Below are 26,852 nucleotides of genomic sequence, written 5' to 3' on the forward strand. Positions count from 1 at the left end.
GACGCGATCAGCGTCGGCTCTCCTTTTCTGCCACCAACAGGTAGGCGCCCATCAGGCGCTTCAGCTCGGCGACGGCGTCGGCGTGACTCTGACCGTCCTGCACCGAGAAGTTGAGCATGGAGTAGACGACGTGCACGAGCACCTCGGCCATGAGGTTGCGGCGGGCACGTGGGGTGCGGGGTGTGAGCGGTGCGAGCACCCGCTCCACCTGGGCGGCGAACGCCTTCTCGTGGATCATGCCGGTGGCGCGTGTGGCCGGGGTGGACTGCATCGCCAACCACACCTCGCGTCGGGACGGATCCGACGTCCACAGGCTGGAGAGATGGTCCAGGAAGTCGTCGAGGAAGCGTAGCCAGTCGAGTGACGGAACCTCCCCGTCGAAATCGGCGAACTCCTGGCGCACGCCCGCGAGATCCTGGCGACCCAGTTCGCACACGATGACGTACTTGTTGGCGAAGAACTGGTACAGCGTGCCGATGGGCAGCCCGGCGCGGGCCGCGACCTCCTCGCACGTGAACGACTCGAACCCCACGTCGGTCAACAGTTCGCGCGACGCCGTCAACAACGCGTCGAACTTCCGTTTGCTGCGCTCCTGGGTGGGGCGGCGGCGGGGGAGCAGCTCGACGGGCTCGTTCTCGTCCGCGTTCTCGCTGGTGTCGGCCCCGTCGCGGACATCGGTCTCGTCGTGAAGGCCCTGTTCGTGCGCTGTCTCCTCGGTGATCGGGGTGCTGCGCCCCGGTGCTCCGTCGGTCGACTCCACGTCACCAACAGTATCGGTCGACCCACCGTTCTCGAACAGTGAGCTACCGTTCGGCCGCATTCAATATGAACTTACGGTATGTTTAGAGACTGTTACAAGACGCATCGTTCACTGACGGAGCAAGTAGTCGATCGTTCAGGCCGGTCTCGGGGGAGTCACGACGGCTGTGTCGGCTTCCGGTTCGTCTTCGAGAAGAGGAGGCACATCATGAACGACACCCCCCGCAACAGCAGCGCACCCGAGACCCGTGGTGACACCACCGTGGTCTCCGCCGTTCTGCTGTATCACCTGGACGGGTCCACGGTGACGGCGTCCCTGCTGTCTCCCATCGACGGGTCGGACCTCGGCGTCGCCGAGTCGATCGACCTCGAGGACTTCTCGCCCGAGCAGATCGGGCTGACGGTGCCGATGCTGTGGGACCTGGTGGACGTCGCCGACGCCTGTGTCATGTCCGTCGTGACCTCGGGCGCTGCCGCTGACATCGACGTGGCTCCGCCCATCCTCGAACTCGCGTTCGGTGTTCCCGTCTTCGACTCTCCCACCCCGGTCGTCGCGGACACGCCCGCCGCCGGCGCGACACTCGACGACGACGCCACTCCTCCTGCCGACGATGTCGCGCCCTGGCAGCGGACCACACCCTCCGCTGTCGCCGCCGCCGCAGCGGCAGCCCGCCCACCTCTGCGCCCGACGCGTCCCGTCCCGGCCAAGCCGGTACGCCGGTCTGCGACCGGTGCGGGGAAGTCCGGCGTCGTGAAGTCGGGCGCGTCCGCGTCGCCGATCTCGAAGTCCGCAGCGGCACGTGCCGGTGTGGCAGGTGCCGCCGCCGCGGCTGCTCGCCCCCGAGTCGCGTCCGCCGACGAGGTCACGCCCGTCGACAAGGCCGTTCCTCCCACGACGTCGTCCGACACCGACACCGAGGTGTTCCCCGCCGTCGTGGCGCCTGCTGTCGTCGATCCGATCGACGATGCTCGGACCGAGGCCATCCCGGTGGTGACGGCCGCGTCCGTCGCTCCCACCGGTCGCCGCTCGCGCCGTTTCGTCGGGTTCGCCGGCGCTGCCGCCGCAGCAGCGCTGGTCGCGGCGGGCATCGGTACCGCTGCCGTGATGTCCGGTGGATCGGACAGCGTGCCCCAGAACACCGCCGCGGAGCAGCAGGCCCCGAACGGTGGCTCCGCGTCCCCGGTGGCAGATGCTCCCGCAGTCGCGGCACCGGTGGTTCCCGCTGCTCCGGCCGCGTCGCCGGCCCCCGCTGCTCCGGCAGCGCCGGTTCCGACAGAGGACGCCGCAGCAGACGCCGCGGCCTCCGACTGGACCGCGCCGTCGGCAGCACCCTGGTCGCCGACCGCCGCTGCGCCGGCGCCCACGCCGTGGACCACCACGCCGCCACAGCAGCAGTCGTCCTCTCCCAGTGCGGTACCCGCTCCGCAGTTCACCGTCCCGGTGCCCGAGCAGGATCCGAACAAGTCCCCGCAGCAGCTGCAGGACGAGGCGTGGGCGAAGCACTGGCAGCAGACCGGGCAGTGGCTGAACCAGGAGTTCCCGCAGTAGGTCGACGTGTCGAGGTGCCAGACTGTTTTCCATGACCTCTGGTACCGATGCGCAGTTGTCCGAGCTCCGAGACCGCGTGCGTGCGAGCATGCCGAGAGTGCGCGCCGAACTGGCAGACCTCGTCGCCTTTCGCTCCATCGCCGATCCCGAGCAGGCGCCGCCGTCCGAGTGCCGCTCCGCCGCGGAGTGGGTGCGGGACGCATTCCGCGACGCCGGCGTGAAAGACACGGAGTTGCACGAGACGTCCGACGGATCGGCGGCTGTCATCGGTCGGCGCCGCGCTGCGGACGGTGCTCCGACAGTCCTGCTGTACTCGCACTACGACGTCCAGCCTGCGGGCGACGAGTCGCTGTGGAACAGCGCGCCTTTCGAGTTGACCGATCGGGACGGTCGCTGGTTCGGCCGCGGTTCGGCCGATTGCAAGGGCAACGTGCTGATGCACCTCGCGGCGCTCCGTGCGCTCGGCTCCGACTCGGAGGTGGGCATCGTGGTGGTGTGCGAGGGCTCGGAGGAGACCGGGACCGGTGGCCTCGAGGACCTGGTGCGCGACCGTCCCGAGCTGTTCGCCGCAGATGTGATCGTCATCGGCGACACGGGCAACATCGCCGTCGGAACGCCGACGCTGACGACGTCGCTGCGCGGCATGGCGATTGTTCGGGTCGACGTCGAGACACTCCGCGGCGCAGTGCATTCCGGGATGTACGGCGGGCCCGCGCCCGACGCACTGGTGGCCCTCGTGGCGATGCTCGCCACGCTGCACGACGTCAACGGCGACACCACCATCGACGGGGTGGACGGTTCCGGCGTGTGGGACGGTGCCGAGTATCCGGTCGAGCGTTTCCGGACGGATGCGGGCGTGCTGGACGGTGTGGAGCTCACCGGGAGCGGGTCCATCGCGGACCATCTCTGGGCCCGGCCGTCCGTCACCGTCATGGGCATCGACTGCCCACCCGTGGTGGGAAGCGCCGCCGCCGTGGTGCCTCGCGCGCATCGGACTTCGCGTACCGCCCGGCATGGACGCCGAGAAGACGCGTGATCTGCTCGTCACTCACCTGACGAATGCGGCGCCGTGGTCCGCGCGGGTGACGGTCACGCCGGATGCCGTCGGATCACCCTTCGCCGCCCGTACGGACGGCCCCGCGTACGGCACGCTGATGACCGCGTTGAGCGACGCCTACGGCGAGCCCGTGCAGTTCGCCGGGCAGGGCGGTTCCATTCCGCTGTGCACCGCGCTGCAGCGCGCGGTTCCGGACGCGGAGATCGTCCTCATGGGCGTCGAGGAGCCGCTGTCGACCATTCACGCACCGAACGAGAGCGTCGACCCCAGCGAGATCGAGACCATCGCGGTGGCCGAAGCAGCGTTCCTGAGCCGCCTGCCCGAGCAGTGGCGGCTCAGAGCTTCAGATCGCGGATGAGCTTGGCGACGTGGCCGGTGGCCTTCACGTTGTACTGAGCCACCTCGACCTTGCCGTCGGCGTCGATGACGAACGTCGAGCGGATGACGCCCGTGACGGTCTTGCCGTACATCGACTTCTCGCCGAACGCTCCCCACGCCTGCAGGGTCGACTTCTCCGGATCGGAGAGCAGCGGGAACGTGAGGCCCTCGTCGTCGCGGAACTTCGCCAGCTTGGCGGGCTTGTCCGGCGACACCCCGATCACCTCGAGGCCCGCATCGTTGAGCTGCGCCAGGCTGTCGCGGAAGTCGCACGCCTGCTTCGTGCACCCCGGCGTCGCCGCGGCGGGGTAGAAGTAGACGACCACGCGTCGGCCGGCGTAGTCCGCCAGCGACACGGTGTTGCCGTCGGCGTCGGGGAGGGACAGGGCGGGAGCAGCGTCGCCTGCGGACAGTCTCGAGGTCGTGGTCACGATGCCAAACTTAGCCGACTCGTCCGAGCCGGGCAGGCGCGCCGGGCGTCGTGCTCTAGGCTCTGAGGCGACCGCAGAAGTTCTGCATCTTCGTCCAGCCGGGAGGGCTTTCGTGGCACGCAACACCGACAACATCGAGCGCGACATCGAGGCCGCACGCGACCAGCTCGCGTCGACGCTGGACGAGCTCAGCGTGCGCGCCAACCCGAAGCGGCTGGTCGAGAACACCAAGCGCAGCGTCGTGGGCACCCTCAACGAGCCCGCCGTGAAGTTCTCGCTCATCGGCGTCGGCGCCGTCGTCGCCATCCTGGTGATCCGCAAGATCGTCAGCTGAGCATCTGCGCAGGTCAGTGACTCGATTTCACTCCCTGCGCGCCAGGTGTTAATGTCTTTCACGCACCGAGGAGCGCGAGCCGCTCCGACCATGCGCCTATAGCTCAGTTGGTAGAGCAAGTGACTCTTAATCACTGGGTCCGGGGTTCGAGTCCCTGTGGGCGCACCAAAAAGAGCCCCTGATCAGCGGTTATGCTGATCAGGGGCTCTTCTGGTTTCGGTGCCACTCACTACTTATTCATGATTTTTGACCCGGTCCACCGCCGCGCTGGGTCTACAATTACTGCATGGTCCCCGGGCGAAAGCGTGCCGCACTCTGATCGGCCCGGCAGCGCCGACGAGGTAGCTGCCCGTGTTCGGCTCCTGTATCCCGTTGCGGTCGCGCTCCTCCGACAAGCCATCCACTCGACGGTGACTTCCGAGGGTCGGTCGGACATACGACTGCGGCCGGATCAGCGCCTCTACGGACCGTCGATAGCCGACAACGACACGCGAGTTCTCGTCAGCCACAGCTTCCATCCCTACGCGAACGACCTCGGAACGTTTCCGCCCGGCAGTGCCCCGATGTTCGTGCGCGTCGCGGTGTCTGCGTACCGGATGTCGGAGTCGGAACCGCCTCTGCAGTGGCAATCAGGTCCGACCGCAGGAATCTCTGTCACTGAGGCGGAAGGCTGGCTTCGTGGCGGTCTAGGGGACCAGTGGGCGGATTTCGCCTACCTGCGCAGTGAGAGTCAGGATGTGCCCGAGCGTGCGGGTCGGTACCGATTCGGGTTCGTTATGGATGTGACTGGGTCGCCAATGCTGGTGCCGAACAACTTCGACTGGTCGAGGGTGGACGGGCAGCTCGAAGAAAACGTTCGCAAGATCGAACCGTCACCGGCGAATATCGCCCTACGGCAACAGATCCTGCGCGAGGGGCCGTTCGCCGACCCCACCGCTTACCTGGATCCGCGGACAACCGCGGACGGTCGGTGGCGAATCGAGGCGAGCGTGCGCGAAGCCGATCGAGACGCCGTGGAGGCGATCGGTCTGCTCGCCGACCTGCTCAGTATCCGCGGCTACGTGCACAGTGCACTGGTTCCACTCTCCCTTCATCTGAGCGGACGCACAGCAACTCTCACGTACCGCCTCGGGGATCGCCCGGAAGTGTACGACGCGGCGGTGCCCGTGCCCTCGCGTGCGGATATGAGCGCTCCAGCTGTGTCGACTGACTGGATTGAACGCTTCGGCTACCACCCGCCGACGTTCCCGATGACCACTGAGCAGTGGGCTCGAGGGCTGTGCGCGTTCTGGACCGAGATGGTCGCCTACGGCCGCATCGGCGATGCTCGCCCGCCATGGTCGGACCGACGAATGCGGTCGCGGGGGTGATCAGCGAATCGTTGTCGCTGTGCTGGTGCGGATCTGGTGTGGTCGGCGAAGCGTGTGCGTGCTGCGAGTACCTGTTGCCGCCGCATACCCTCGACTCGTGACGTCGTACCCCGTAGATCGAACGCTGATTCGTACAGCGCTGCTCGCAGCACTGGCAGCCGTGGCGGTCGCGGGGTGTGCGGCCGACCCCGGCGGAGGCGACGAAACGACATCGATCGAGGCGTCCTCCATCGAGCTGACCCGACCGAGCCTCAGAGGGGATGCCGACGCCGCTCGCGCTCGACTTCTGGGTACCGACGTCTCGACGTTCACGTCGTCACTCACGAACCCCGAGCTCATGCCGATCTCTCCGGACGTTCTTCACCAGACTGCGTTGGAGGCCTGTAGCGAACTGGGTATGAACGGTGACGCACCATCTGCGTTCTCGCTCGTCTCGACGACGTTGCAGGTGTCCGACGATGCCGCAAGGGAACTCGTCACCGCGGGTGTGCACGTTCTGTGTCCGGCCGAGCAATTTCACCTGCCGCGGTAGTGCCGTGTATCTCGGCGCCAAAGGACCGGGTCGACTTTCGCCGCGGGTTCATCGCGCAGGCAGAGTGTCGATCGACGCGGTGGCTCACCGGGACCGACAGCGAATCGCGGGCCCAGCAACAAGAACGCGCATTAATTGAATGCTCATCGGCGCGCATCAGCGAACCCACCTCCGACCCGGCCGTTTGAGACACTTACGTCGTGTGGTTTCCGGTATTCGAGTACGTCGACGAGTGGACGCTGCCATTACTGCCCGAAAATGGTGGTGGCGCACCGACTCAGATCGTTGACGCGTGTTTTGCGGTGGGGTTGGACCTCCGATGGCGCCGGTACGGCGCTCGCCTCGACTTGAACCGCCTCCAGTGGACGCTCTCGCTACTCGAGACAGGCGACGTCCACCTCGGAGTTCGCCTCGAGGGCCCGGATTCGGATGTGGACCCGAGCGCGGGGGACGACGACAGAACGCTCGACTTCTCGGTCGGCGGCGTGGGTCTGCACATGGACCAGACACTCCCAGAGGCCATGGTCGTCGTGGCGGACATCATGCAGACCGAACTCGCGGGATACCCGCCATGGATTCAGTGGCCCATCGAAGACAAACGGCTACTGCTACCCACCATCATCGATGGCGAAGCGGTCTGGCGTGATCCACGCACCAACCGGTCCGTGGCGCCCATCGGCCAGCTCACCGAGTGAGTCACCATGCTGTCCTCGTCGGTGGCACGAGATCGGGTGTTCCGATGACCGGCTCGCCAGGGTGCAATTGCTGCTGCACCGCCGCCAGTCCTGCGTGATCCAGGGTTCCCACTCTCAGAGTGAACGTCCAGTCGAAGTCAGCTGTCGACCAGGCGAATTGTGCTTCCGCCATCCTCACCGCCCAGGGTTCGGGGGAGTGCCTGCGTCGGTGGAGCCACCCCGTTTGTTGCCGTGGCGTTCCCAGTGGCGCGGTGAACTCACCTGTGTCTTCGTTCGTCACTTCGACGAACCGCGGCGTGAGTTCGACGTCAACCGACACCTCGATCGGACCGGCGGCGACGTTGTCGCGGAACCAAGCAAGCCCGCTCTCCCGCCAGTGCGGGTCGTGCTGCAGCGTCTTCTGTCGGGACTCCTGGTCGGTCTCGACCGGGCCGTCCCAGGTGAAGTCGGACGCATCCATCGGTGTCCCGACGACGATGTCTGTGTACTCGGCTCCAACTCGTCCGTCGCCCGAGTGTTCGGCCACCACCGCGCCGGATTCGGCGTCGACGACGAGGATGAGCGACGGTTCGGGCATGGCTACGCTCTCGCGCGCAGCGAGTTTAACCGACCAACATGGGCGGCCGAGGAAGTCGATGTCGGTGACCGGGCCGATCGGACGCGCATGGTCGTCTCCCACCCAGTCGGCGGTGGGTCGTGTGACGACCAGGGCACGTCCAGGGCCGAAGCGTTGGGCGCGTCGCAATGTCGTGCTCCGTGGTCGTTGCGGATCACCGGTGAAGTTCCAGGCCGTCTCACCGTCGCTGAGGAACAACAGCGTGCCGTCCAGGGATTCGATGCGTGCTCGGCGGCCCCATCGGGTAAGTCGCACACCATCTGTCGCAAGGGGAATCTCGACGGGTTCTTCTCCGTAGCTCCCGTAGTAGAACGTTTCTGGTTCTGTGGTGCGCCAGTACGGCTTCACCGTTCCCTGCACAGGGGTGGTCGGCCCGTCCGCCATGCCGACGAGAACCTCGATCCATCGCGTCATCGTGACCTCCGTGTGTCATTCTCGAGCATGTCGGCAGCACAATCCGGCAATGCTTTGGTTGGTCGCGTCGTACGTGACTTGTCCAGCATGGCAGCGACGTCCAGCTTCTCCGGCCACGTCATCACTGGAATGTCGACCGGGAATGTGGTGATACCACGGTCGACGACGAGGATCGTCCCGGTGTCGTCGACCGTCACGCTCGGCTCCGGGCTGTTCAACGGCACGCTCGTCAACGGTGCCAGCGTGCGGGAGTCGAAGAGGGTGAACACCTTCCGTGGTGAGCGAAGCATCTCGGTCGCACGATCGTAGACCTCCTGGTCCGGCAGCGGCCACCACTCTCGAGGCGTGGTCGCAAGGGGGTCGAGGAAGCCCATGCCCCACCCGTATGGGCCGACGGTGCCGCCGCGGAACTGGCGTCGGCCGAGGCGTTCGCCGTCGTCGCGGACGGTCAGGTCGGGCTCTATGACACCGATGTCGACGTGGCTGACCAGTCTCAGTGGATCGCCGGCGAGGAAGAGATCTTGCCACCATCGCCGGCGTTGTCCCGGTTCTGGATCCGGTGCGAGGTCCGGCCCGATCTGCGCCGCTCCGGTCAGCATCACCCACACCAGTCGGGTTCCCGAGCCGCGTTGTCGAACGACGGCGACGAAGCCGCCATCGTGGGCGATGACGGAGCGGGCGTAGCCGGCCGACGGGGCGACGTCTATGTCGGCGGGTTCTTGGCCCGGGCGGTACATCCGCCAGGTGGAGTCGTAGGTGCACCCGAGAAGGGTGTTGCCGTTCACGGCGCCGGCGTGGATGGCCCGATCATCAACCAGCACAGGACTTCCGACGGTCGGAACCCAGAATGTCCCGTCCTCGCCGGCGACCCAGCACCCACCAGGCACCGCCCAGATCATCCGCGGCACGCCGGTCCTGGCGGGGAGCAGATACTCGACGACGGTGTCACCGCCGGAGATGGCGACGACCAGGGGGAGTTCGGTGTCGACGACCCATGTCGTTCCTGCAGCGGCGGACACTGACCCGGGGACCATGCTGGGGCGCGGCGGCATGGGCGGGGTGTTGTCGAGGTCGAGATCGACGATGGCCGTGGAGTCCATGTCGAGGTGATCGGCACCGACCTCCGCCATCCTTTCCCGTCCGATGAACTGATCGGTTCGGCTGACGTCACGGACAGATCGGTTGCCCCCAGTGGGTAGCCACAGCCCGTCGGAGTTTCGGCGGTGGCGCTCGGTCACCACCTGCACCCCGGTGACGAGCCCGCGGACGGTGCCGCGGGTGGCGTAGTCGAAGCCGCCCCGGAAGTGCCCGGTGATCTCGACCTGCGCCGTCCGGGGTGTGAATCCGGTCCATCCCGCGGTCCACCCGTCGCCGCGTAGGAACCCGGACCAGACCCACCGCCTCGGTGTCCCCGCCGGGATCGACAGCCATCCCGGGGCCCCGTCGGAGGGCGTGAGGTGCGCTCGAATCGTGACGGCACTGGGATCAGTCGGTGGGGTCTCGTCGAAGTCCAACGGCCCGGACAGCACTGTCCCGACTTCCGGCGTGGTGAACGATCCGTCCTCGATCATGTGTACCGGAATGTGCACCGTCATCGTCCGAGGTACAACAGGACTCGCACCCTGCCGGTCAGTCATCGGCTGCCGGGCCAATTAGGTGGAGTGCGCCCTCCGCTGTCCGCGTTCTGATTCCCCGCGCGCGTAGGCCCGTGCGAAGCTCCTCCTGCCAACTTTCCATGGCTTCAGAGACGATGGCGCCGGGCGAGTGCCAGGGCGGGCCTCTGAGATCGTCCTTGGTCTGAGGTGGGCACAGTGTCAGCGCGTATGTTTCGGGATCGCCGTCCCATCGGAAGTACACCCACAACAGCGTCGGATCGACATGCACTCGAGTCGGCCGGAAGCGCGTGTCGATCGCCCCGCGCATCCGAACACCTCGGATCAATCGTCGCGCCGTGTCACCCGCCATCGGCGTCAATTGTGATGGGCTCAGGCCGGTGACGTCGATGCGCCATCCGCCGTCCTTCTCGGTCCGGGGGTCCCGGATTTCCTTGGTTCTGCTGTAGGGGCCGTCGCGGTTGATCTCAGCAGCTAGCTCGGGGTCCCTAGGTGGGATCTTGCGAGTGGAGCTGATCCGAAACCAGAGTCGTCGGAACGCGAAGTTGTCGGGTGCGAGCAAAGGGCGAGCGTGCTGATCGAGAAGCAGGACGTGGATGCGTTGCGCCGTCATGACATGTGAAGTCCGACTGGCCTCGTCCCTGTCGACCACCAGCTCGTAACAGTGGTCGGCCCAGGAGTCTCCGAGCAAAGCTCGAACCCATCCGTCGGCCTCGACGGTAGACACCGAATCCAGGAATTGGCGTCGGGCTGCCGCCAGGGTAGGAAACTCGGCAGAGAAAGCTTGGACGTGGATACGGAGGGCGAGCACCTCGGTGCCCGGAGGGAAGGAGCCCAGATCGCCGCCGTCTTGATGGGTATGCCCGAGGTGTATCCGCAACCCAGGATCGAGGAGTGACGAGCCCTCGACCACGTAATCGTGCGCGGGCACATGATGGTATGAATCATTCACCCGATGGTTGCCGGCGGTGCGGACGAGCAAGTCGCGATACATCGCAATTTCACGGCTGTACTGGGCTTCGATCCGCGCAGCGATCGCGAGCGAGTCCAGCGGGTCTACCGCCGGGTCGCTGTGGGCGTCAGTGCGCGGAGACATTCTTTCGACGTGTTGTCAGCATGATCCAGACTCTAGCCCAAGCCGCGCGGACGGGCGAGGGCTTGTGAGGTTCACCGCCGGCCGCTGTGCAGGCGCGATGTCATTGTTCCTGGCGTCGGCTGACATGGGGACTACGGTATTTCCACCGACTCAGGATGAGCGCACCCACGAGGATGACGAATCCGATGCACGTCATTGCCGCGGCGGGCGACATCACGGTCAGGAGCGGCCCGAGCGAGATGCTACCGAGCGCGAACCCGACCCCCAACGCGGCGTACTGCACCGAGAATGCGGTCGCCCGAACCTCGGGCGGGGTGCGTTGCTGGACGGCCACAGACAGTGCGACCACCGTCGGTCCCTCGATGAGGCCGACGAAAACGAACACCGCCACTAGACCGACAACGTTGTGCGCGAACAGGACTGCAGGAGTCAGAGCGAGGGCCAGGAGAACCAGCGTTCGGTGTGCTCGTCGTGCGGGATCCACGCACGGGTGGCGCGTCGACCCGAGTGCGAGGGCGCCGATACCGGTGGCCACTGCGTACGCACCCAACGCAAGACCAGCGACCGTGGGGTGGTTCAGCGCGGTGAAGGCCGGCACCGCGGCGACCGCCATGACCCCGAGTGCCACGCGCATAAGAATCGTTCCCACCAGTACATCGCTCAGAGTCCGCACAGTGTCGGTGATCGTGGGACCTGAACTGGGGGAGCGCGGTTCGGCGGGTCTCGATGGAATGATTAGGCACGCGAGGCAAGAGGCGACGGCGGGCGCGGCGACGACCACGAGTACCTGTGTGGGGGCGGAGGCTGCAACTGCCGTGACGATGACGGGCGCTGCGCCCCAGCACACCTGATTGATTGCACTGTCGATAGACAGCGCAGGTTGCGTCGAGCGTTCCGGGACCATCCGCGTCAATCGAGATCTGAGCGCACCGGGAACCCCGGCTGCCACCACTCCGACCACCGCCACCAGCAACACCGCGCACCACTGAGGGAATGCGCCCGTCAAAGCCCATGCCAGAACACCGAACCCGACGCCCTGAGCGAGAAGAACGGCCGTCAGAAGCAACCGCGAGGGTCGCCGGTCGGCGAGGCGCCCCATGATCGGTGACCCGATGATCTCGCCGACCGTGTGGGCCGCGACCAAGATGCCTCCGAATCCGTAGGAGCCGGTGGCTGCTTCGGCCGCAAGTACCAGTGCGAGTGGTGCCATCGCAATCGGCAGGCGGGCCCCCACCGTCGCTACAGCCCATGGCCCGAATCCGCGTGAGCTCGCGACCGCCCTGAACCCGTGTCCCGTCATTGCCGACCCCCTGCGTTGTGGACACTGTAACCGCCATTGTGCACCGTGCTGGTTACATTTGGACCGTGCAGACGGTACCCTGGGTCCGGTGATCACGGGATACGCACGCAATCCAGCACCGGGTGCACTCGACGACGTCCGGACCTTGATGAACACACGGACCATTGCTCACGACACCCGTACGACGGTCGACGTGCTCGCCGAGTTGGCGTCATCCACCGCATCGTGGGGCAGTGAGTTCTCAAGCGACGTAACAGTTCCGCGTCCCCGCCAAGTGCCGGAGCTCCGACGGCTCCGCGACTACCTACGGTCCAATCTCGGAAAGACGCACCCGGTCGGACTGGACCGTTGGCTGCAGCGACACCTGGTCGTCCCGAATGTCGACGAAGCGACCGGACTGGTCCGCCACCGTGGCCGTACCGTCGGCGACGGTGTAGCGGCCGTGCTCGCGATCGTCGTCGATGCCGTTGCCGACGGGCACTGGCGCCGACTGAGAATGTGTCCGGGCTGCGAGCGAGTGTTCTACGACCGATCGCCCAACCTCAGCCGCGTGTGGTGTGGTATGAACGCCGACGGTCCTGATGGCCGTGCCTGCGGCACGATCGCCAAGGTAACCGCCCATCGTGGGCGACGCAGAACCGCCGGCATGACCAGTGCGCCGACCACAGACCAGCAGCAGCGTCATGATTAGGGCAGTCGTGCCGTCCGACCGAGCCGCTCGACACTCCTGTCAGAGAATCTGATCCTCTCGCAACCGTTGAATCATGGCCGCGCCGTCCGCATCTGCGTTCGCGGAGATGTCGCCGATGACGGGCATGGGTTTGACGCCGAAGCGGGCTGAGTCGTCGTCGAGTCGTTCCACGGCTATGCCGATGACGAACAGCCGATCTGGTGTCCGCATTACCGCCGCCGTATAGAGGTAGTCCCTTACCCCCACGGTGATCGTGGTGGTGTCGACGTCGGGTGGGAGTGCTGTCTCCGGTATCCCGGCGCAGGCCATGGTGAGGCTGATCAGTTCGTCGTCGGTCGCGGATCGGGGTGAGGCCGACACGGATGATCCTGCGGCCATCGTTTCTGCGTTCCACTTGTCGGCCCACGGAGGCTCGGTGCCGCTCTGGAGGACGGCCGTGAAGGGTTGGTCGGCGGGTGGGCACGCGGACGGCACTTCGTCGGAGTCCGTGGTGCATCCAACTATGGCGGTCACCGTGAAGGCCGCCGAGACGAGTAGGAGGCCGGCCCGGTGATGTCGAGTGGATGCAGCGGTCACGGGCGCACCCCCAGCGTGGTGGCGCGTCCGCGGTCCTCGAACACCGTGTACGAGATGGTCGTGGGCACAGGCACCGGTATTTCCACTGCCGCAGGACTGAGGGCGATGCGTTCGATGTCGAGCAGCTCGCCGGTGTCCGGGTCGAGGATCAGCACCGTTCGTCGGTCGGGAGTGGAGGTGGACACGGCGACACCCCGACGGCCTGCTCGGTCGGTGGTCTCGCCGATGACGTCGATGCCGGGCCGGTCGCTCAACACGCCGAGGTAAGCCGCGTTCTGTGCGGGCGACAGTACGTGCCCACGCCACGCTTCTGCGTACGTCTCCAGCCACTGGGCGGTGGTGAACGCGTTGCCGCTGCGCTCGAGCAGCGACTGTCGGACTCCTGCGACGTCAGTTCCTTCCGGGGGCGTGGCAGTGCCGGAGTTGGCCGGTTGCGGGGGAACATCGACCACGTCGGTGACACCGTCCTGGCTCGAGATCATGAGTCCGGAGCCGTCCTCGGCGCGCCAGTCTTCTCTCGTGCTGTAGGAGATCCCGCTGTCGAAGACGACACCGTCCTGAGTTTGCGCGGTGTAGAAGCCCCACTCTCTGAGCCTGATGTAGTCGAAGGGGCCGTCACCTCGTGGTGGCGCCGCGGTGGTGGCCTTGCCCGACAGGGCGCCCAGTACGTCCGACGCGGTGACTGGCCGGTCGAAGGAGACGAAGGTGAGCGGGGGCACTCGGCCGGCGGCGCCGTCGGTGGATTCCAGGGTGAAGGGATCGCCGGCGACTGGCGGCAGGGTGATCGAGCTCGGTGCCGGCGCAGCGACGGTCGGGTCCTCGACCGGCCGCGGCCACAGCAGGCCCGCCGCGCCGACGACGAGTGCGGTGGCGGCCGCCACGAGAAATGCTGCGCGCCGGCGAGGACTCGGCGACTCGGTCGTGTGTCGGGGTGCGCGCAGGATCTGTTCGAGAGTGCGTTCGGCGTCCGAGTCGAGTGCGGGGTCGGGGGCGGGTACCGGGTTCTGGTCGGCCAACCGGTCGAGGGATGTTCGCGGTGTCACGGTCGGCTCCTGTCGGGTGACGTGGGGTGGGCACGGGGCTGGTCGGCTGCTGCGGCGTCGAGGGCGGCGTCGAGTCGCCGGCGCGCTCGGTGGTGCCGGACAGCGAAGGTTGGTGGAGAACACCCCACGACGGACGCTGCTTGTCGTGCGGTCAGTCCGTCCCAGGAGATGAGCATCAACGTTTCCCGGTCGGCCTCGCTGAGCGTGGACAGAGCACTGAGGACGACGACTTTCTCGACGACGGCGTCCTCGACGTGGTCGGGGGCGGTGTCTTGGTCGCGTCGGGTGTCCGCGAGTCGTTGAGCGAGGACGGTCTGGCGTTCGTCGCGTCGATGGAGCTCGGAGAGGACGTTGCGGACGGTGATGATCAACCATGGCAACGCGTCCTCCGGAACCGACGCGAATCGTCGCCACGCGATCAGATAGGCCTCGTCTGTGGCTTCCCGAGCGGTGTCCGCAGGTGCTCGGCGTTTCGCGTAGGCCAGCACTCGGCTGTGTGTCTGCCGGTAGAGGGCAGCGAAGCGCTGTTCGTCCTCGGCCATCTGCGTCCTCACCGTCACGTCCATCATCTGGGTAGTGGTCGCGGAGGGGCCGATACTTACATGCGTAGCGAAGTCCGTGAATGAAGGACAGTCACGCGACGCCTCCATCGACCCTCGGGTGCCGGACCAGACGGTACGCTTCTAGGGCGAACAAGAATATGAGCCGGGTTAGGGTGTCGACCGAAGACGAGGTGCGATATGGGAACGCTGTACGCCTGGGCAGTGTTCGCTGCCGTCTACCTCGTGCTCGCGTCCTTCACCGGTGTCGGTCAGTGGCAACGTTCCCGCGTCGCGAGTCATGTATTGCTCGCTGGTGCGTTATGGCCTCTCGCGTGGGCGGTGTGGTACCGCCGTGACCGAGAGCGGGCCGCCTCGACTTGACCAGCAGACATGCTCGCGCTGTGTCGGGGCTGTCAATGTCCAGCGCTGTAGAGAAACAATGAGGCGCCTCGCTCGTCGCCGGTGAGCACCGCCGTCACACTGTCGAGCTTCCCCGATGGCGGGTACTGCGTGGACAAGACTGTCAACGTGCACGTGAGCCCCAGCGACGTCCAGCCGCCCGGAGGTAGTGCACTGCAGGGTGTTTCCATCATGGGCGGGAAGGAGGGGTTCGCAGCTGTGACCGCGACCCCGTCGCTGAACTCATCGGATGCTTCGAACCGGGCTGACCACGGAGCGCGCCCGACGAACTCCGTGGACGTATGGCCACGAGAGAAGACGAAGCCATCAGGGACCGTGAACCCGTCCCTCTGGGTGTACGCCGCCGCGTCCTCTGCGTCGAGTTCGACTTGCTGGCCGATCTCCGGCGCACCGCAGGCTATGAGCGCACTGCTCAGCATTGCGAGAATGCAGATGCTGGTTCTCCTCTGGGCCATGGGGGCAACACTACGGCAGGGTCAACTGTCTGAGGCGGTGCGAAATGAATCCGGAGTCGTTGCGTGCGTGCCGGTTCGGTCAGACGCAGACTCTTGGCCTCATGAGTGGCGACGCTCTGCCGGCCGCGGGTTCCCATCCGTGCCGTACGGATACTTCTTTCCGACGGTGAACCACAGGAGCGGACCGATGATGGGTAGAACGAACGCGACTATGGACCATGCTGCCTTGGCGAGAATGCCGAGGTGTGCTGAGCGGACAATGGAGACCACCGCGACGACGAACAGTGCCAAGACGACGATGCCTGCGAGCTCCATGGCAGTCGAGCGTAGCGGTGGACAAGCTGGGTTCTGCTCGGGATGCCCGTATGCCGGCGCCAGCGTCGACAGGCGATGGCGGTGCAGAAGGCTGGCATGGTGGAGCGCATGAGCGACCAGATCGAGCAAGAAGAATGGACGTACGCGGATCTACTTGATGATGTGTCGGTGGGCGAGTGGGTCGCCGAGCACATTCCGCGGTTCGGTAGCAATGTAGCGGGATTGGTTCCCGCGGTAGTTCCGGCATATCTGCGCGTACTGCATCCCGCCTGGTCGAACAGCGCCGACGGCGGTGACGAGACTCCGGTGCGATGGAGGGTGAGCGCGGATGTGCTGGGGGCGGTGATGCATCGGACCGTTGCGTGGGGCGCGATGATCGAGCCCGTTGTTCGATCCGGTCAGGGGACGGGCGAGGGGACGCTGTGGGACTCGTGTCCGACTGCTGGTGACATGCCTGTAAATGAGATCGAGGCTGTGGCCACTGTGCTCGCCGAGCACACCACCACACCCGACAGTTGTTACTTCGGGTTCTGGGACGGGCTCGGGATGACGGGATTCTCGAGGGACCAGCCGAGGTTGTCCCTGCCGAGCCGCGAGCACCTGCTGGTGCATGGGACGGTCGAAGACGCGGGTCGGTTTCTGCAATGTTTCAGCCCGAACATCTGGTGGCCTGCAGACCGAGCGTGGTTTGTCGCCACCGATGTGGACCTCATGTCGACGTACATCGGAGGGACGGCAGCCATGGCAGGTGCACTGCGGTCTGCAGGAGACCTTTTCGAGGCCATCGACACGGGGCCGGACGCCAAAATCACCTGGGACTGTGACACCGTCAATCCACAGCCGGAAGGTCCTTACACGTACGGCTGAGGCGGTGTTCGCATGCGAGGGAGAATGCGTCGGCCTCACGTCGGCGCGGGCCCCCCAGCACGGTGTCCCATGCTCGTCCGTGCTCTCTGGTCACTGCGGCGATGTGTGCGTTAGTCTGAATCTCAGGTGACCCTGAGTCCGACACCTTCGCGTGGCGGCCTCCTACTACTCGGGGCTTCTATATGTACGACAACGCATCCGACCAATCGTTGGCAGCGGCAGATTCACATGAGCCCTCGCTTCGAGTTGTTGTGCCCTGGTGGGTGATCGGCGACGGCTCGTTTCCTCGGGCGACCATCGGTGACGATGTCGAGGTGGTCGTCGAACTGATCACGGGCACCTCCTCGCTTCTCGACGAGCCCCTTGCCGCGTTCGCTGTACCGGCGTACGGGAGAGAACCGGAGCAGCGTCGAGACGGTGGATTTCGGTGGCGTCATCTGCTGTACGGGGATGGATGGAGCGCCGGATGGTGGTCCGATGAACCGTGCTCCGGCCGAGTGGATCTGAACGGCTACCTCGTCGCTGAGATTCGCGGTGACGATGACGGGCCGACAGCGGTGAGCGGGCGTATCTCGGCCATGCACGCGGTAGAGGTCCGCCTGGACACCCTCGACGCCGGTGGGCGACGCGACTTGCGGGAGGTGAGCGGCACCGAGGAACTGATCGCCGTGGACGAGGTGCCCTCCGCTCTGGAGCCGTGGTCGGTACCCGACGACGGTCGCGCTCATCGTGCGGTGACAAGCGTTCTGGTCGACCTGGATCTGGGCGATCCGCCCGTGGAACGGCCTGCGTTCGTCGGCGGGACCATCGATATCTGCGGCGACGTGGTGTGGGTGATGCACCGTTCGGCTCCGACGCTGCTGCGCATCGACGCTCGAGGTCATCCGCCGACGGTGGTGGAGTTTCTGTTGCCGTTGACCATCGAGTCCCCGCACGGCGAGTGGACGCGGCGGGTGCACGCGACGCCGGACGGGTGCTGGATCGTCAGTGCGCACGACATCCACCGGGTGGTGGACACGGGAGACGGTGCGGTGACGGTCGAGCGTGTCTGCGTGGGTGGCGGGCAGCCGAGCGTTCTCTACCAGCATCGCCTCTACGTCCTCGGATCCACAGGAGACGCGTTGGCGTCGGATCGGAGGCACGGTGTCCTTCGTCGGCAGGCGGATTCGGTGCCGGTTCAGCTGTGCGACACCGCAACATACAGCCTCCGGCCGGTGACAGATCGGGCAACCGTGGTCGAGATCCGTCGGCACTACCGACGACCGAAGATGACGGATGATGCTGACGGCGGGCAGTGGGGCGCCGGCAACCGGGGCGTCGTCCGGAAGATGGCCGGCGATTGGCGGCCTGTGGATGTGAGCGACCCGGTCGTGGGCGCGGTCACCTGGGTGCAGCCGAGACCGGAGAACGACCCGGCCACCGCGACGCTGCTGGCCGAGATCATGGTCGAGGTTCCGAGACCCGTCCCTGTCGACGACGAACACCCCGCACCGCGGACACCATCGGAGGACCAGTGAAGCCGAACCGCGCACTGGTCGTGCATGTGTCGTCGTCGGTGATCGGAGATGGGGAGATCGCTCCGCCGACGAGGGGCCAGGTATGGACGGGACCGTTGAGGTTCGTCGAGAGGGGACCTGACGATCCGGATGTCGTGCGCATCCGGGCGCGCCTCGAGCCCTCGGACACACCTCCGATGCGCCAACACACCGATGGTGCCGAGTCACCGCAACGGTGGGAGTGGAGCGGCCTGCTTCGGGGCGACGGGTGGACCGCGTCGTGGCGTGGGTTCGTCCCCCGCTCAGGGGAAGTGGAGCTCACGGGGCAGTTCTGGGGCACCTTCGGGTACGACACCGATGGTCGTGTCAGGGGTCGCGTGACGCGAGTGCAGATGGCGACGGACCGGTATCGACGCACAGCAGACAGTGGGTGGCACCCGGTACCGGGGCCCAGTCGACTACGCGAGGTCGACGCCGCTCCGCAGTTCTTCGACGACAGGCTCGTCTCGACAGACGAGGAGGACGTGGCACACAGGGAGGGCAGCGTCAGGGTGGAGCTCGACCTCGACGATGTGCCTCCCCTGCCGGTTCGTCCCAGCGTCGTGCCGGGGGACGTCTCCTGCGCGGGTGGCGCCATGTGGGTGGTGGATACAGCTCTCCCCACTGTCATGCGTGTCAGCGAGGGGATCGTGACGCGGTTCCTGCTGCCGGGCGCCGTCGGGGTCGAACGTCGGGTCCATGCGACGCCGTCCGGGTGCTGGGTCACCGGAGCGGACGGAATCATCTGGGTCGCAGAGGGGGCGACGCCCGTCCGCGTGGACGATCGTGACGTCCCCGCGGGTGACGTCGTCGGCGACACGTTGTTGGCGTGTACCGGGTCGTCGACGTGGACCCTGTTCAGGCCAGGTGTCGATCCCATCGACGTCGAGACTGCCGCAGGCCGCGTCAGCTCTGTTGTCGCGAACGGTGATTCTGTGTATGCCGTCGTCGTGCAAGGCGCCAAGGCCGGTGCCCGCGTGGTGCGAGTGTCGGACGCGGGGGAGTCGACGGTCGGCCCAACGGTGCCCCTGCTGCCTCGCGGACACGGAGAGCCTTTTCTCTTCGGTGATCCTCTCCGGTTGGTCCGTGGCTCCGACGTCGGGTGGGTGCAGGAGAACCTGAGTGTGCGTGACGACGGTGAATGGGGCGGGCGCCCACTACGAGGTGGCCAGGCGGGACCGGTCGCGTGGACGGTCGGGCACGTTCCCGACGGATCCTCCAGGACGGGGTGGTGGCCATTGCCGCGGCCGGTGGACGCTGACCGGAGTGTTCTGTCGTGGCTGCTGACCCTGCACGACTCGACGACCTTGGAACCGTTGACCAGTGTCACCATCCCCACGTCCGTGCCACGGGTCGTGTTCGACGGCACCAGAGTCCTGGTCGTCGGTAACGGGCTGAGGAGTTTCCGCATCGATGCGCCGCTGATGGACAGCGGGGTGGACGTGGACGCAGCCCTACTGTGGGACGAGACGGACGGGCCGCTGCTGTGAGCGCGGTACTCGCCCCGAGAGGTTGTCAGGGACCTTCCAGGCTCGGCTCCTCAGCCTCCATCAACTCGACGTCCTCCGGAGACAAGATCTCGTTGGGGTCGTAGTCCTTGGTCAGTCCGCCTGCGGCGGTGGGATTCGTTTCGGCACCGAGGGCGATCTGCAGGCCACGTGCCAACGGTTCGACCATCTCGGCAGGGGCGAACCTGGTGGTGAACGCGGCGGCCACGGCGTCTGCGGCGAGTATTTCTGCGAGGACCGACGAGGACAGGTCGACATCGTCGCCGGCGACGTTCGACGACAGATCGCAGGACTGGAAGTAGATGGGAACGATCGATTGGGCGGTCTCCCATTGGCTTTCGAGTCCGGCGTCGACGGAGGCCGCCCGGAGTTGGGCTCGTGTCGCAGCAGCGTCCGCTTCGCGCATCGGCGGTGCGTCGCGGACCCGCTCGACGTAGTTTTCGTACCCGTTGCGGGCGAAGCTTTCGACTACGTCGATGACGGATGACCAGTTCGGTCCGAGCAACTGACCGAGATTCTCTTCGGTGACCTTGAACGTCGAGATCCGTCGTGCCTGCGAGGCGAAGTACTCCTCGGTGTCGCGTACGGGGTCGAGGCCGGCCTCGGGTGGGATTGCTGCGACCCAGAGTGCTTCGGTGATGGACGCGTCGCCGGGGACGGTACTGGCGCGGTCCGCCGCCTGGTCGGAGGAGAGCTGCCCATCGACAGCGACTTGCGGGCCGGGTGCGATGCCGTTGACCAGGAGAAGGTCACCGGCGGTGTGTGACAGCTGCGTCAGGCGGTCCGTAGGTTCAGCATCGTTCTGCACCGGATCGCCGGCTGTACAGGTGTTGTCGCGCAAGTATGGATCGACCACGGCCCCGGGTCGGGGGTCCTCGGCGGCGTTCTCCGTGCTTCCACATGCGGCGATCGACAACAGAAGTACGGCGCCACACATCTGAGCGACGAGCCGGGATCGGGAATGAACCATCAATGGAGACTAGCGAGATCCGCCCACCGTCGAGACAGGTACGCCGTCACCTCGGGCGGGATGATGAACGCCACCGGACCTGGGAGGTGGCCGACAGCGCATGCGTCGAGCCAGTCGGCTACAGCGCTAGCCTTGCGGCATGGGAGATGACGTTCGACCCGGCTTGCCGGAGTACGGGCCTGCGCACGATTCCTGGAGCCTCCGATGCGCTGCAGCCCTTCTGAGCGGCCTTGTTCACCGTCAGAACCAAGGTGGGTACCGGGTGACCGACTTCCATCTCTCCGCCCTGAGTGGTTCCATCGACGTGAGTGTCACCTTCGACGGGCAGGCGCCAACTCGACCCCCCGTCATGGACGTACTGTTCGCACTGAACATCGCTAACCTGCAGCGAATGTTCTCTGATCCAGAGCAGGCCGCCTCGGCCTATATCCACGATCTCCACCTGATTCCTCTGGCAGCGCTGTCCCAGGCGCCGGGCGCCACGACGGTCGTTCGGGTCGTGTGACCGGAGGTGTTCGAGCGCAACGGATCTGCATCAGCAGGGAGGAGGCATACTTGTGAGTGACTTCGAGACTGATTACGAGATCTCGTACGATCCGCAGCATTTCGGTCGGGAGTCGACTGAACGGTTCCCCCCGGATCACAGCGCTCACTGACGCCTCGAGTTCGTGGCGTGCCTCATCCACACGTTGAAGAGAAGCGCAGCCGACGGACACTTCCGAGTCGAGGAAATCACTGTACGAGGCCACGAGGTGGCCACGATCCTGACCTTCCCGGAAGCGGACCGGCGGCGAACATACGGCAAGGTCGCTGACATCGACCACATTCGCTCGAGTTACAACTCGGTACCAGCAGTCGCTGCCGAGGAATGGAGCACAGATCTAACTCAGCCCGCGTGGGATCCCGCTCGGGTCGAAGGCGGAATATGTTGGCGCAGGTATCCACCGCTATCCGGTGACTTCTAGCTACTGGGTCTTGCCAACCCGGTCACCGTTTCGGGTGCGGGCCCGGTCGAGCGGACCATGACTCGGCCGGTCTCCTCATCGACCAGTTTCACCGTGCACACACCGCGAGACGGTGTCGTCCAGATGGTCACTTCGGACTCCTCTGCCTCCCCGTCGACCCTGAACCTCTCGGAATAGAACGGGATCGCAGTATCGGATGCGAAATCGGGTGGTCTGCTGACAAAGACTTCCTCCGACGCGCGGGACGCGAACGAGGACCGAACGGTGGCGACACCGTCGTCACCGCAATCCACGGTAGCCACGATCGCGGCGCCCGGAGTAGCCGAGAGTGCATCCGCCGTGTCATCCACCGTGCAGCCAACCACGGCGCTCAGGACGGCCGCGGAAGCGCACAACGTGACCCGCCCTGTTCGACGTTGGGCAAGTACGGCCATCACATGATCCCTTCCGTTCATCTGCACAGGTTCACGAGCGCGAAGTACGGCTGCCTGGTTTGTCTGATTCTCCCGCATTCGTATCTCTTGGTCTGATCTTCCGGCCCTGAGATGCGGACTCCGCCTGGCACGGTCGCCGAGTGGGCTTCTCGCGGTCGGTCGGCGAACAGGTTCGGCGTCGGCCGGGGGTGTCCACTTCTCTAGGCTGAACCGATGACCAGCACAGGTGAGGTTGCGGATTGGCGTGGTGAAGAAGGGTGGGGTGTCGTCGAGTCAGCCGACACTCCCGGCGGATGCTGGGTCCACCTCAGCGACCTATGGGCGATCGCCTTGCCGCCTGCGCGAGAGAATGAAGTCATCCACATCTCTGGTGACGGAGCCGGCGAGTTGATCATGGGTGAGACCGTCGACTTCGAGTGGGAGCACGTGCGACAGGACGGTTACGACTATCGCGCTGTCAGCGTGCGTCCTCGTCGTGACGGCTCGACGAGAACTGTTCGGTGGGAGTACGGCGGCAATCGCCATCCTGGAATCGTATCCCGGACCGTCCGCCGGTCGGAGTGAGGCCGTCTGATGCTCACAGCAAGGCACGAAAGGGTAGTCGAGACCGTGTCTCATTCGTTCGGGCTGATGACCGACAATCCGCGGGACGTCATCAACGGGCAGTACCCGGAGTTCAGTCTCGCCATATTCGCGGAGGATGTGATCTTCGTGAAGGTAGGCGTGAGGTCGGGTCCTGTCGACGTCGCAGTAGAGATGCACGACGAGCCCGCGGTCTACGACGACGAGAACTGGGAGGATGCCGTTGAGGGTGACCTGCACTACGACCTACCTGACGGCCTGTCGGTATTCCAGTCGCTTACGCATGGTTTCCCGCTCTCCCAGTGGGACGGGAGCGTTCGTAGCGCACCGCGGTGGTCTTCGACGATCGGATCGGTGTGCCGGTCATGGTGTCGAGCTCGCACAGGTACGGCACCCGATGGCGGCGCAACACCCGTGAGACGGTGCGGGCCGGCACTCCCACGGCGGGGCCGATCTGGTCCTGGCCCTGACGGTCGGTGCGCCGGGCCGCCAGGATCCGATCCTCCACCTCGGGGCGGTGCGGGTCGGCATCGTGGGTAGGCGTGACGATCTGTCTCGCAGACCCGACTCGCCCTCGGCGGCGTTACGGTCCATCCATGTCTTGACGCACTTGCGGGAGACGCCCATGGCGGCGGCGATGTGGGCCTGCGGCCACCCCTGCTGGTGACGGGCCACGATCAGCGATCTGTCGTGGACGGTGGTGCGGGCTTAACGGTGGGACACGAAAACCTCCGGGTGGATGTGGGCCTTAGACGAGCCACACCCCACTCGGAGGTTCTCCCTACTCCAAGCCGACACGCCTGCTACCAACATCATGACCGGGTACAACTAGGGCTCGTCAAAGCGGGGGTCGCGGACCGGTATCTCGACATTTACTCAGCAGCTTGGCGCGCGTCGTCAAGGAGCCCATCGGCAACGGGGTAGTGCGAGCACCAATCGAGGCGGCTTTGATCGAGCGGAACAATCGTCCAGGATCGGGGCCCGGCCTGGTGCCCTATCTCGTCGTGGATGCTCAACGGGCGGCTGGCAATTCGTATCCGACATCAGCTGCCGGGAAGCCAACAACTCGCGCCGAGCACAACCGCGCCTATGCCGCTCGCCGCTTAGCTGAGATCAAAGCTGGAGAAGGCTTCGACGCACCACACGTATTTGAGTGCCCCCGTTTTGCGCCTCCCCGTTGATACTAGACTGATGAGTACGAACGGAGTTCCCCTCCAGCTGTCGATCGCAACCGGTACCTACAGGTGCGATTGGAGGATCGAGGACCCAGACGACCCCGCCAAAACGTACGACACATCCGGTGAGGCGAACCTGGAGCCGTCGCGCCAATTCAGTGGCGGCGTATTCGGTCGCGCCCCGTTACTGAAGACACCCACGGCTGACGGCGGGTTGCAGTCCAAGCTACCGCAGACGTTCAACTATCCAATTGTGCACGGGAGGCTCGACCGTGGTGAGGATATTGTGTTGCTGGACGCAGTGCTGACGGTGTGGGACGAGGACCGCGGATCCGGCCTCATGCATTTCAGTGGACCGAACGCGATCTTCGATTCGGCCGTTGCTCTCGTGGGTCGAGACATTCCCGCGGTTGACAGAATCGTGTTCGACTCGTTCAGAATTCAGATCACGGGTTTAGACGAATTCGCGGCAACGCCTCCTATCGCCGAAACGGCGTACCCCAGGCAGGTTTCAGAACCTGGAAAACATGTCTGGTCAGCGACATATCGCCCAGAGAGCAATCAAGCATGGTCTGACGACGACGCCCAGGTAACGGTCGATTATTCCGGTTCGGCAACGGTCGCGGATCCCTATCGGTTCGCAGTTTCGTTCAGTCCGACAATTGAGATTCGCTTAAAAGAACCGCTAGAATTTTCAGAATTTTATCAAAGTTGGATAGTTCCATTGGTTGGAATAGTGTGCGCTGCGACTGGGGAACAAGAAAAAATCACGTACCTGGCGTGCTCACCCGTATTCGAGGAAGACGATCGCCCACCGCAGCGGCGGCGAATGCAGGCTTTCATGGGCCGGGTGACGCAGGAACCATTTGCATCCGTCACCGATTACAAACGGCGCCGCTATTGCGCGATTAAGTTGGGGGAGGGGCACTCATTGCTAGAGCTACTGCGGCTGTGGCAGCGAGAAGCGGCTTTCGGAAATCCAATTCTGGAAACTTACGATGTTACCGCCCTGTCTGCAGATCAACACCCGCGTGCACGCTTCCTCTTACTCGTTCAGGCCATCGAAGGCTTGTGTGGTTACGAGAATCGTTTCCGTGACCAAACTGCAGAATACCAGGACAAGAACAAGGCAATGTTGGAGAAAATTCGGCCACTGCTGGAAGCAAAGGACTGGCAGAAGATTAAAAGAAACCTTAGATCCACTCCCGTGAATCTCGATAACGTTCTTACCGAAATGTCGGTGACGCTACCCTTCGACCTGATGGGGGCGCTAGGACAAACTTCACTCGTGAAGGCGGTTAGGTCCTCGTCGACTCATCCAGTCTCGACCGAAGCGGCGATACGAACCGTCCGAAATGATCTTGCGCATGGGCGGAAGAATCATGACCTTTACGATCTAGATGACGCAGCGGGACTTCTGAACCGTGTCGCTCGAGCGCATCTTCTACGCATTCTCAACGTCGCCGAGGAGCAACAGCTTGAGGTGCTAGACCCCGACCGTTTCCTACGAGGACCGAAAACAGTCGAGGGCTAGTCTAGCGTGACATCGCGGAGGCGCCGAGTGCTCAGCGAAACATTACAATTTTTTGTCGTCCGGATCGCCGGTGACGGACTGCTCTGAAGTCCGTACGATCGCACGTATAGTCGACTGGTTTCCGCGGGCAAGCTGTTTGAGTTTTCTCAGTTTCTCATCCAGTTCGGCCTGAAGTTCGGGCGTGGCGTTCTGGCGTTTTCTTTTCAAGCGACGTTTTCCGCGACGGTAGGTTATTTCTCGTTTCGCGGGAAACGTAGCTAGAACATACCAAACATGCAGACGTTTCAAGGGGATGACGACCCAACCTTTGTAAAAACTCTTCAATTGCAAAATTCTTAAACGACGCACCAGCGACTTAAGTTGGTCTTCAGCTTCCAGTCGAGCATTGTTGCATGCCTCGACTGTAGTCATGAAGACGGCGTCGCCGGCCTGGTCTGCCGCCCTGTCGCGAACCTCTGCAGCAATATCAAAGACGTCCCCAACTCCTGGGACCCATTGCTTTATGAAGATTTTTGCTCGTGGATAATGCAGCCCAACGGGTGCTTTCAATTCTCTAAACAGTCGGAAGATCAGGCGATCAGCTGCAGCCGTGTTGCGGAAGGAGATGTTCGCGACGACGCCCATAGATAATTCCGCGACTATGAGAGACCAGACAAGTGCTCGACTGCCGCCACTGAGAAGTAGGAATATCGCCAAGACGGCAGTGACCATCGCGAGGAAAAAACTTAATGTTGGTACGCGTCGACGAAGTGTTCGTGGGTACTCGATCAAAAATGCCAAACGCAGAACGGCGTCATCCGAATTACGCTTAAGCTGGACCCAGCCTGGTGCACCGGCGTTGACCTTGTCAGTCAATTCGAGTGCGGTCTTGGCCCTCGTTTCCAGGCGACTTCTCTCTGAGTAAGCCGCGATTGCGGTTGGAAGGCCGACCAGGGCGGCAACCGCCACGATGACGATCTGAATCACCTGAATCAGGGGCACTTGGACACGGTAGCGATCAGTTGGGGACGTGCACGGGCTAAGGATGTAGTTGTATGTGGTCGATTGGCGGGCTGGGGATCGCGCGAGAGACCGTCACGCACGGGTCCTTCGTCTC

The 26,852-nt window shown here is 64.8% G+C and carries 25 protein-coding genes, 1 tRNA gene and 2 pseudogenes; 13 read left to right on the plus strand and 15 right to left on the minus strand.

Annotated features, from left to right (window positions below):
• Positions 1–7: 7 nt before the first annotated feature.
• Positions 8–619: a TetR/AcrR family transcriptional regulator gene (locus OG947_RS16950; RefSeq protein ID WP_027505499.1), complete on the minus strand. Its 612-nt coding sequence runs from the start codon at positions 617–619 to the stop codon at positions 8–10.
• A gap of 348 nt (positions 620–967) precedes the next feature.
• Here OG947_RS16950 and OG947_RS16955 point away from each other — a divergent pair, with 348 nt between their 5' ends.
• Positions 968–2,308 (plus strand): hypothetical protein, encoded by a 1,341-nt coding sequence (locus tag OG947_RS16955; RefSeq protein WP_027505500.1) that lies wholly within the window; start codon positions 968–970, stop codon positions 2,306–2,308.
• A 31-nt stretch (positions 2,309–2,339) separates the two neighbouring features.
• A pseudogene (locus OG947_RS16960) lies at positions 2,340–3,723 on the plus strand (dipeptidase).
• Here OG947_RS16960 and bcp read toward each other — a convergent pair.
• The gene (gene bcp, locus OG947_RS16965) at positions 3,701–4,174 is read right to left on the minus strand and encodes a thioredoxin-dependent thiol peroxidase (RefSeq protein WP_285185942.1); all 474 of its coding nucleotides are present in this window, start codon (positions 4,172–4,174) and stop codon (positions 3,701–3,703) included. The pseudogene OG947_RS16960 and the gene bcp overlap by 23 nt on opposite strands.
• Positions 4,175–4,286: 112 nt before the next feature.
• Here bcp and OG947_RS16970 point away from each other — a divergent pair, with 112 nt between their 5' ends.
• The 5 genes from OG947_RS16970 (at position 4,287) to OG947_RS16990 (ending at position 7,105) form a co-directional block, all read left to right on the plus strand.
• Positions 4,287–4,508 (plus strand): DUF3618 domain-containing protein, encoded by a 222-nt coding sequence (locus tag OG947_RS16970; RefSeq protein ID WP_027505503.1) that lies wholly within the window; start codon positions 4,287–4,289, stop codon positions 4,506–4,508.
• Positions 4,509–4,600: 92 nt separating this feature from the next.
• Positions 4,601–4,676: transfer RNA gene (locus OG947_RS16975), tRNA-Lys, on the plus strand.
• Between the two features lie 242 nt (positions 4,677–4,918).
• Positions 4,919–5,878: a hypothetical protein gene (locus tag OG947_RS16980; RefSeq protein WP_328812416.1), complete on the plus strand. Its 960-nt coding sequence runs from the start codon at positions 4,919–4,921 to the stop codon at positions 5,876–5,878.
• Positions 5,879–5,975: 97 nt separating this feature from the next.
• Positions 5,976–6,410 (plus strand): hypothetical protein, encoded by a 435-nt coding sequence (locus OG947_RS16985; RefSeq protein ID WP_328812417.1) that lies wholly within the window; start codon positions 5,976–5,978, stop codon positions 6,408–6,410.
• A 200-nt stretch (positions 6,411–6,610) separates the two neighbouring features.
• Positions 6,611–7,105, plus strand: coding sequence for a hypothetical protein (locus tag OG947_RS16990; protein ID WP_328812418.1), 495 nt, complete (start codon positions 6,611–6,613; stop codon positions 7,103–7,105).
• 1 nt (position 7,106) lies between these two features.
• On the opposite strand, the gene OG947_RS16995 is transcribed toward OG947_RS16990, so the two are convergent.
• The 4 genes from OG947_RS16995 to OG947_RS17010 all read right to left on the minus strand — a co-directional run bounded on the left by OG947_RS16995 (position 7,107) and on the right by OG947_RS17010 (position 12,309).
• Complete coding sequence (locus tag OG947_RS16995) at positions 7,107–8,135, minus strand: hypothetical protein (protein WP_328812419.1); 1,029 nt, start codon at positions 8,133–8,135, stop codon at positions 7,107–7,109.
• A complete protein-coding gene (locus OG947_RS17000) occupies positions 8,132–9,730 on the minus strand; it encodes a hypothetical protein (protein ID WP_328812421.1) in 1,599 nt (532 codons plus the stop codon). Before OG947_RS17000 ends, OG947_RS16995 begins: the two co-directional genes overlap by 4 nt.
• Positions 9,731–9,764: 34 nt before the next feature.
• Positions 9,765–10,844: a hypothetical protein gene (locus OG947_RS17005; protein WP_328812422.1), complete on the minus strand. Its 1,080-nt coding sequence runs from the start codon at positions 10,842–10,844 to the stop codon at positions 9,765–9,767.
• A 100-nt stretch (positions 10,845–10,944) separates the two neighbouring features.
• Complete coding sequence (locus OG947_RS17010) at positions 10,945–12,309, minus strand: MFS transporter (RefSeq protein WP_328812423.1); 1,365 nt, start codon at positions 12,307–12,309, stop codon at positions 10,945–10,947.
• A 331-nt stretch (positions 12,310–12,640) separates the two neighbouring features.
• Between OG947_RS17010 and OG947_RS22685 the strand changes: the two genes are divergently transcribed.
• Positions 12,641–12,835, plus strand: coding sequence for a CGNR zinc finger domain-containing protein (locus OG947_RS22685; protein ID WP_442973133.1), 195 nt, complete (start codon positions 12,641–12,643; stop codon positions 12,833–12,835).
• 39 nt (positions 12,836–12,874) lie between these two features.
• On the opposite strand, the gene OG947_RS17020 is transcribed toward OG947_RS22685, so the two are convergent.
• The 5 genes from OG947_RS17020 to OG947_RS17040 form a co-directional block, all read right to left on the minus strand.
• Complete coding sequence (locus OG947_RS17020) at positions 12,875–13,411, minus strand: hypothetical protein (protein WP_328812425.1); 537 nt, start codon at positions 13,409–13,411, stop codon at positions 12,875–12,877.
• Positions 13,408–14,454 (minus strand): hypothetical protein, encoded by a 1,047-nt coding sequence (locus tag OG947_RS17025; RefSeq protein WP_328812426.1) that lies wholly within the window; start codon positions 14,452–14,454, stop codon positions 13,408–13,410. The genes OG947_RS17020 and OG947_RS17025 overlap by 4 nt, the downstream gene beginning before the upstream one ends.
• On the minus strand, positions 14,451–14,996 hold the full coding sequence (locus OG947_RS17030; RefSeq protein ID WP_328812427.1) for an RNA polymerase sigma factor: 546 nt from the start codon (positions 14,994–14,996) through the stop codon (positions 14,451–14,453). The genes OG947_RS17025 and OG947_RS17030 overlap by 4 nt, the downstream gene beginning before the upstream one ends.
• Positions 14,997–15,409: 413 nt before the next feature.
• Positions 15,410–15,871: a hypothetical protein gene (locus OG947_RS17035; protein WP_328812428.1), complete on the minus strand. Its 462-nt coding sequence runs from the start codon at positions 15,869–15,871 to the stop codon at positions 15,410–15,412.
• 99 nt (positions 15,872–15,970) lie between these two features.
• Complete coding sequence (locus OG947_RS17040; RefSeq protein ID WP_328812429.1) at positions 15,971–16,186, minus strand: PLD nuclease N-terminal domain-containing protein; 216 nt, start codon at positions 16,184–16,186, stop codon at positions 15,971–15,973.
• 75 nt (positions 16,187–16,261) lie between these two features.
• On the opposite strand from OG947_RS17040, the gene OG947_RS17045 reads away from it, so the two are divergent.
• Positions 16,262–17,053 (plus strand): hypothetical protein, encoded by a 792-nt coding sequence (locus OG947_RS17045; RefSeq protein ID WP_328812430.1) that lies wholly within the window; start codon positions 16,262–16,264, stop codon positions 17,051–17,053.
• Positions 17,054–17,277: 224 nt separating this feature from the next.
• Here the strand turns inward: OG947_RS17045 and OG947_RS17050 are convergent, their stop codons facing one another.
• On the minus strand, positions 17,278–17,490 hold the full coding sequence (locus OG947_RS17050) for a hypothetical protein (RefSeq protein WP_328812431.1): 213 nt from the start codon (positions 17,488–17,490) through the stop codon (positions 17,278–17,280).
• Positions 17,491–17,610: 120 nt separating this feature from the next.
• On the opposite strand from OG947_RS17050, the gene OG947_RS17055 reads away from it, so the two are divergent.
• Both OG947_RS17055 and OG947_RS17060 read left to right on the plus strand, forming a co-directional pair.
• Complete coding sequence (locus tag OG947_RS17055; protein ID WP_328812433.1) at positions 17,611–18,570, plus strand: hypothetical protein; 960 nt, start codon at positions 17,611–17,613, stop codon at positions 18,568–18,570.
• A gap of 356 nt (positions 18,571–18,926) precedes the next feature.
• Positions 18,927–20,078, plus strand: a complete 1,152-nt coding sequence (locus OG947_RS17060) for a hypothetical protein (RefSeq protein WP_328812434.1) — start codon at positions 18,927–18,929, stop codon at positions 20,076–20,078.
• A gap of 25 nt (positions 20,079–20,103) precedes the next feature.
• On the opposite strand, the gene OG947_RS17065 is transcribed toward OG947_RS17060, so the two are convergent.
• The gene (locus OG947_RS17065) at positions 20,104–21,066 is read right to left on the minus strand and encodes a hypothetical protein (protein ID WP_328812435.1); all 963 of its coding nucleotides are present in this window, start codon (positions 21,064–21,066) and stop codon (positions 20,104–20,106) included.
• Positions 21,067–21,328: 262 nt separating this feature from the next.
• Between OG947_RS17065 and OG947_RS17070 the strand changes: the two genes are divergently transcribed.
• Entirely contained in the window at positions 21,329–21,571 is a 243-nt protein-coding gene (locus OG947_RS17070) for a hypothetical protein (protein ID WP_328812436.1), read from the plus strand.
• A gap of 1,780 nt (positions 21,572–23,351) precedes the next feature.
• Here the strand turns inward: OG947_RS17070 and OG947_RS17075 are convergent.
• Positions 23,352–23,728, minus strand: a pseudogene (locus tag OG947_RS17075) (helix-turn-helix domain-containing protein); the annotation flags it as partial.
• 510 nt (positions 23,729–24,238) lie between these two features.
• Here OG947_RS17075 and OG947_RS17080 point away from each other — a divergent pair.
• On the plus strand, positions 24,239–25,756 hold the full coding sequence (locus OG947_RS17080; RefSeq protein ID WP_328812437.1) for a hypothetical protein: 1,518 nt from the start codon (positions 24,239–24,241) through the stop codon (positions 25,754–25,756).
• Positions 25,757–25,798: 42 nt separating this feature from the next.
• Here OG947_RS17080 and OG947_RS17085 read toward each other — a convergent pair whose 3' ends face one another.
• On the minus strand, positions 25,799–26,737 hold the full coding sequence (locus tag OG947_RS17085) for a hypothetical protein (protein ID WP_328812438.1): 939 nt from the start codon (positions 26,735–26,737) through the stop codon (positions 25,799–25,801).
• Positions 26,738–26,852: the final 115 nt, after the last annotated feature.

Source organism: Rhodococcus sp. NBC_00297 (assembly GCF_036173065.1).
GTDB lineage: Bacteria > Actinomycetota > Actinomycetes > Mycobacteriales > Mycobacteriaceae > Rhodococcoides.

Excerpts from the sequence above, each read along its gene's own strand:
- OG947_RS17005 (WP_328812422.1), bottom strand. The coding sequence starts at position 10,844 with ATGTCTCCGCGCACTGACGCCCACAGCGACCCGGCGGTAGACCCGCTG.
- OG947_RS17000 (WP_328812421.1), bottom strand. The coding sequence starts at position 9,730 with ATGACGGTGCACATTCCGGTACACATGATCGAGGACGGATCGTTCACC.
- OG947_RS17035 (WP_328812428.1), bottom strand. The coding sequence starts at position 15,871 with ATGGCCCAGAGGAGAACCAGCATCTGCATTCTCGCAATGCTGAGCAGT.
- OG947_RS16995 (WP_328812419.1), bottom strand. The coding sequence starts at position 8,135 with ATGACGCGATGGATCGAGGTTCTCGTCGGCATGGCGGACGGGCCGACC.
- OG947_RS17010 (WP_328812423.1), bottom strand. The coding sequence starts at position 12,309 with ATGGTCCGTGTGTTCATCAAGGTCCGGACGTCGTCGAGTGCACCCGGT.
- OG947_RS17050 (WP_328812431.1), bottom strand. The coding sequence starts at position 17,490 with ATGACGCCACCGAAATCCACCGTCTCGACGCTGCTCCGGTTCTCTCCC.
- OG947_RS17030 (WP_328812427.1), bottom strand. The coding sequence starts at position 14,996 with ATGGCCGAGGACGAACAGCGCTTCGCTGCCCTCTACCGGCAGACACAC.
- OG947_RS17080 (WP_328812437.1), top strand. The coding sequence starts at position 24,239 with ATGAGTACGAACGGAGTTCCCCTCCAGCTGTCGATCGCAACCGGTACC.
- OG947_RS17040 (WP_328812429.1), bottom strand. The coding sequence starts at position 16,186 with ATGGAGCTCGCAGGCATCGTCGTCTTGGCACTGTTCGTCGTCGCGGTG.
- OG947_RS22685 (WP_442973133.1), top strand. The coding sequence starts at position 12,641 with ATGTGTCCGGGCTGCGAGCGAGTGTTCTACGACCGATCGCCCAACCTC.
- OG947_RS16955 (WP_027505500.1), top strand. The coding sequence starts at position 968 with ATGAACGACACCCCCCGCAACAGCAGCGCACCCGAGACCCGTGGTGAC.
- OG947_RS17045 (WP_328812430.1), top strand. The coding sequence starts at position 16,262 with ATGGCGGTGCAGAAGGCTGGCATGGTGGAGCGCATGAGCGACCAGATC.
- OG947_RS17065 (WP_328812435.1), bottom strand. The coding sequence starts at position 21,066 with ATGGTTCATTCCCGATCCCGGCTCGTCGCTCAGATGTGTGGCGCCGTA.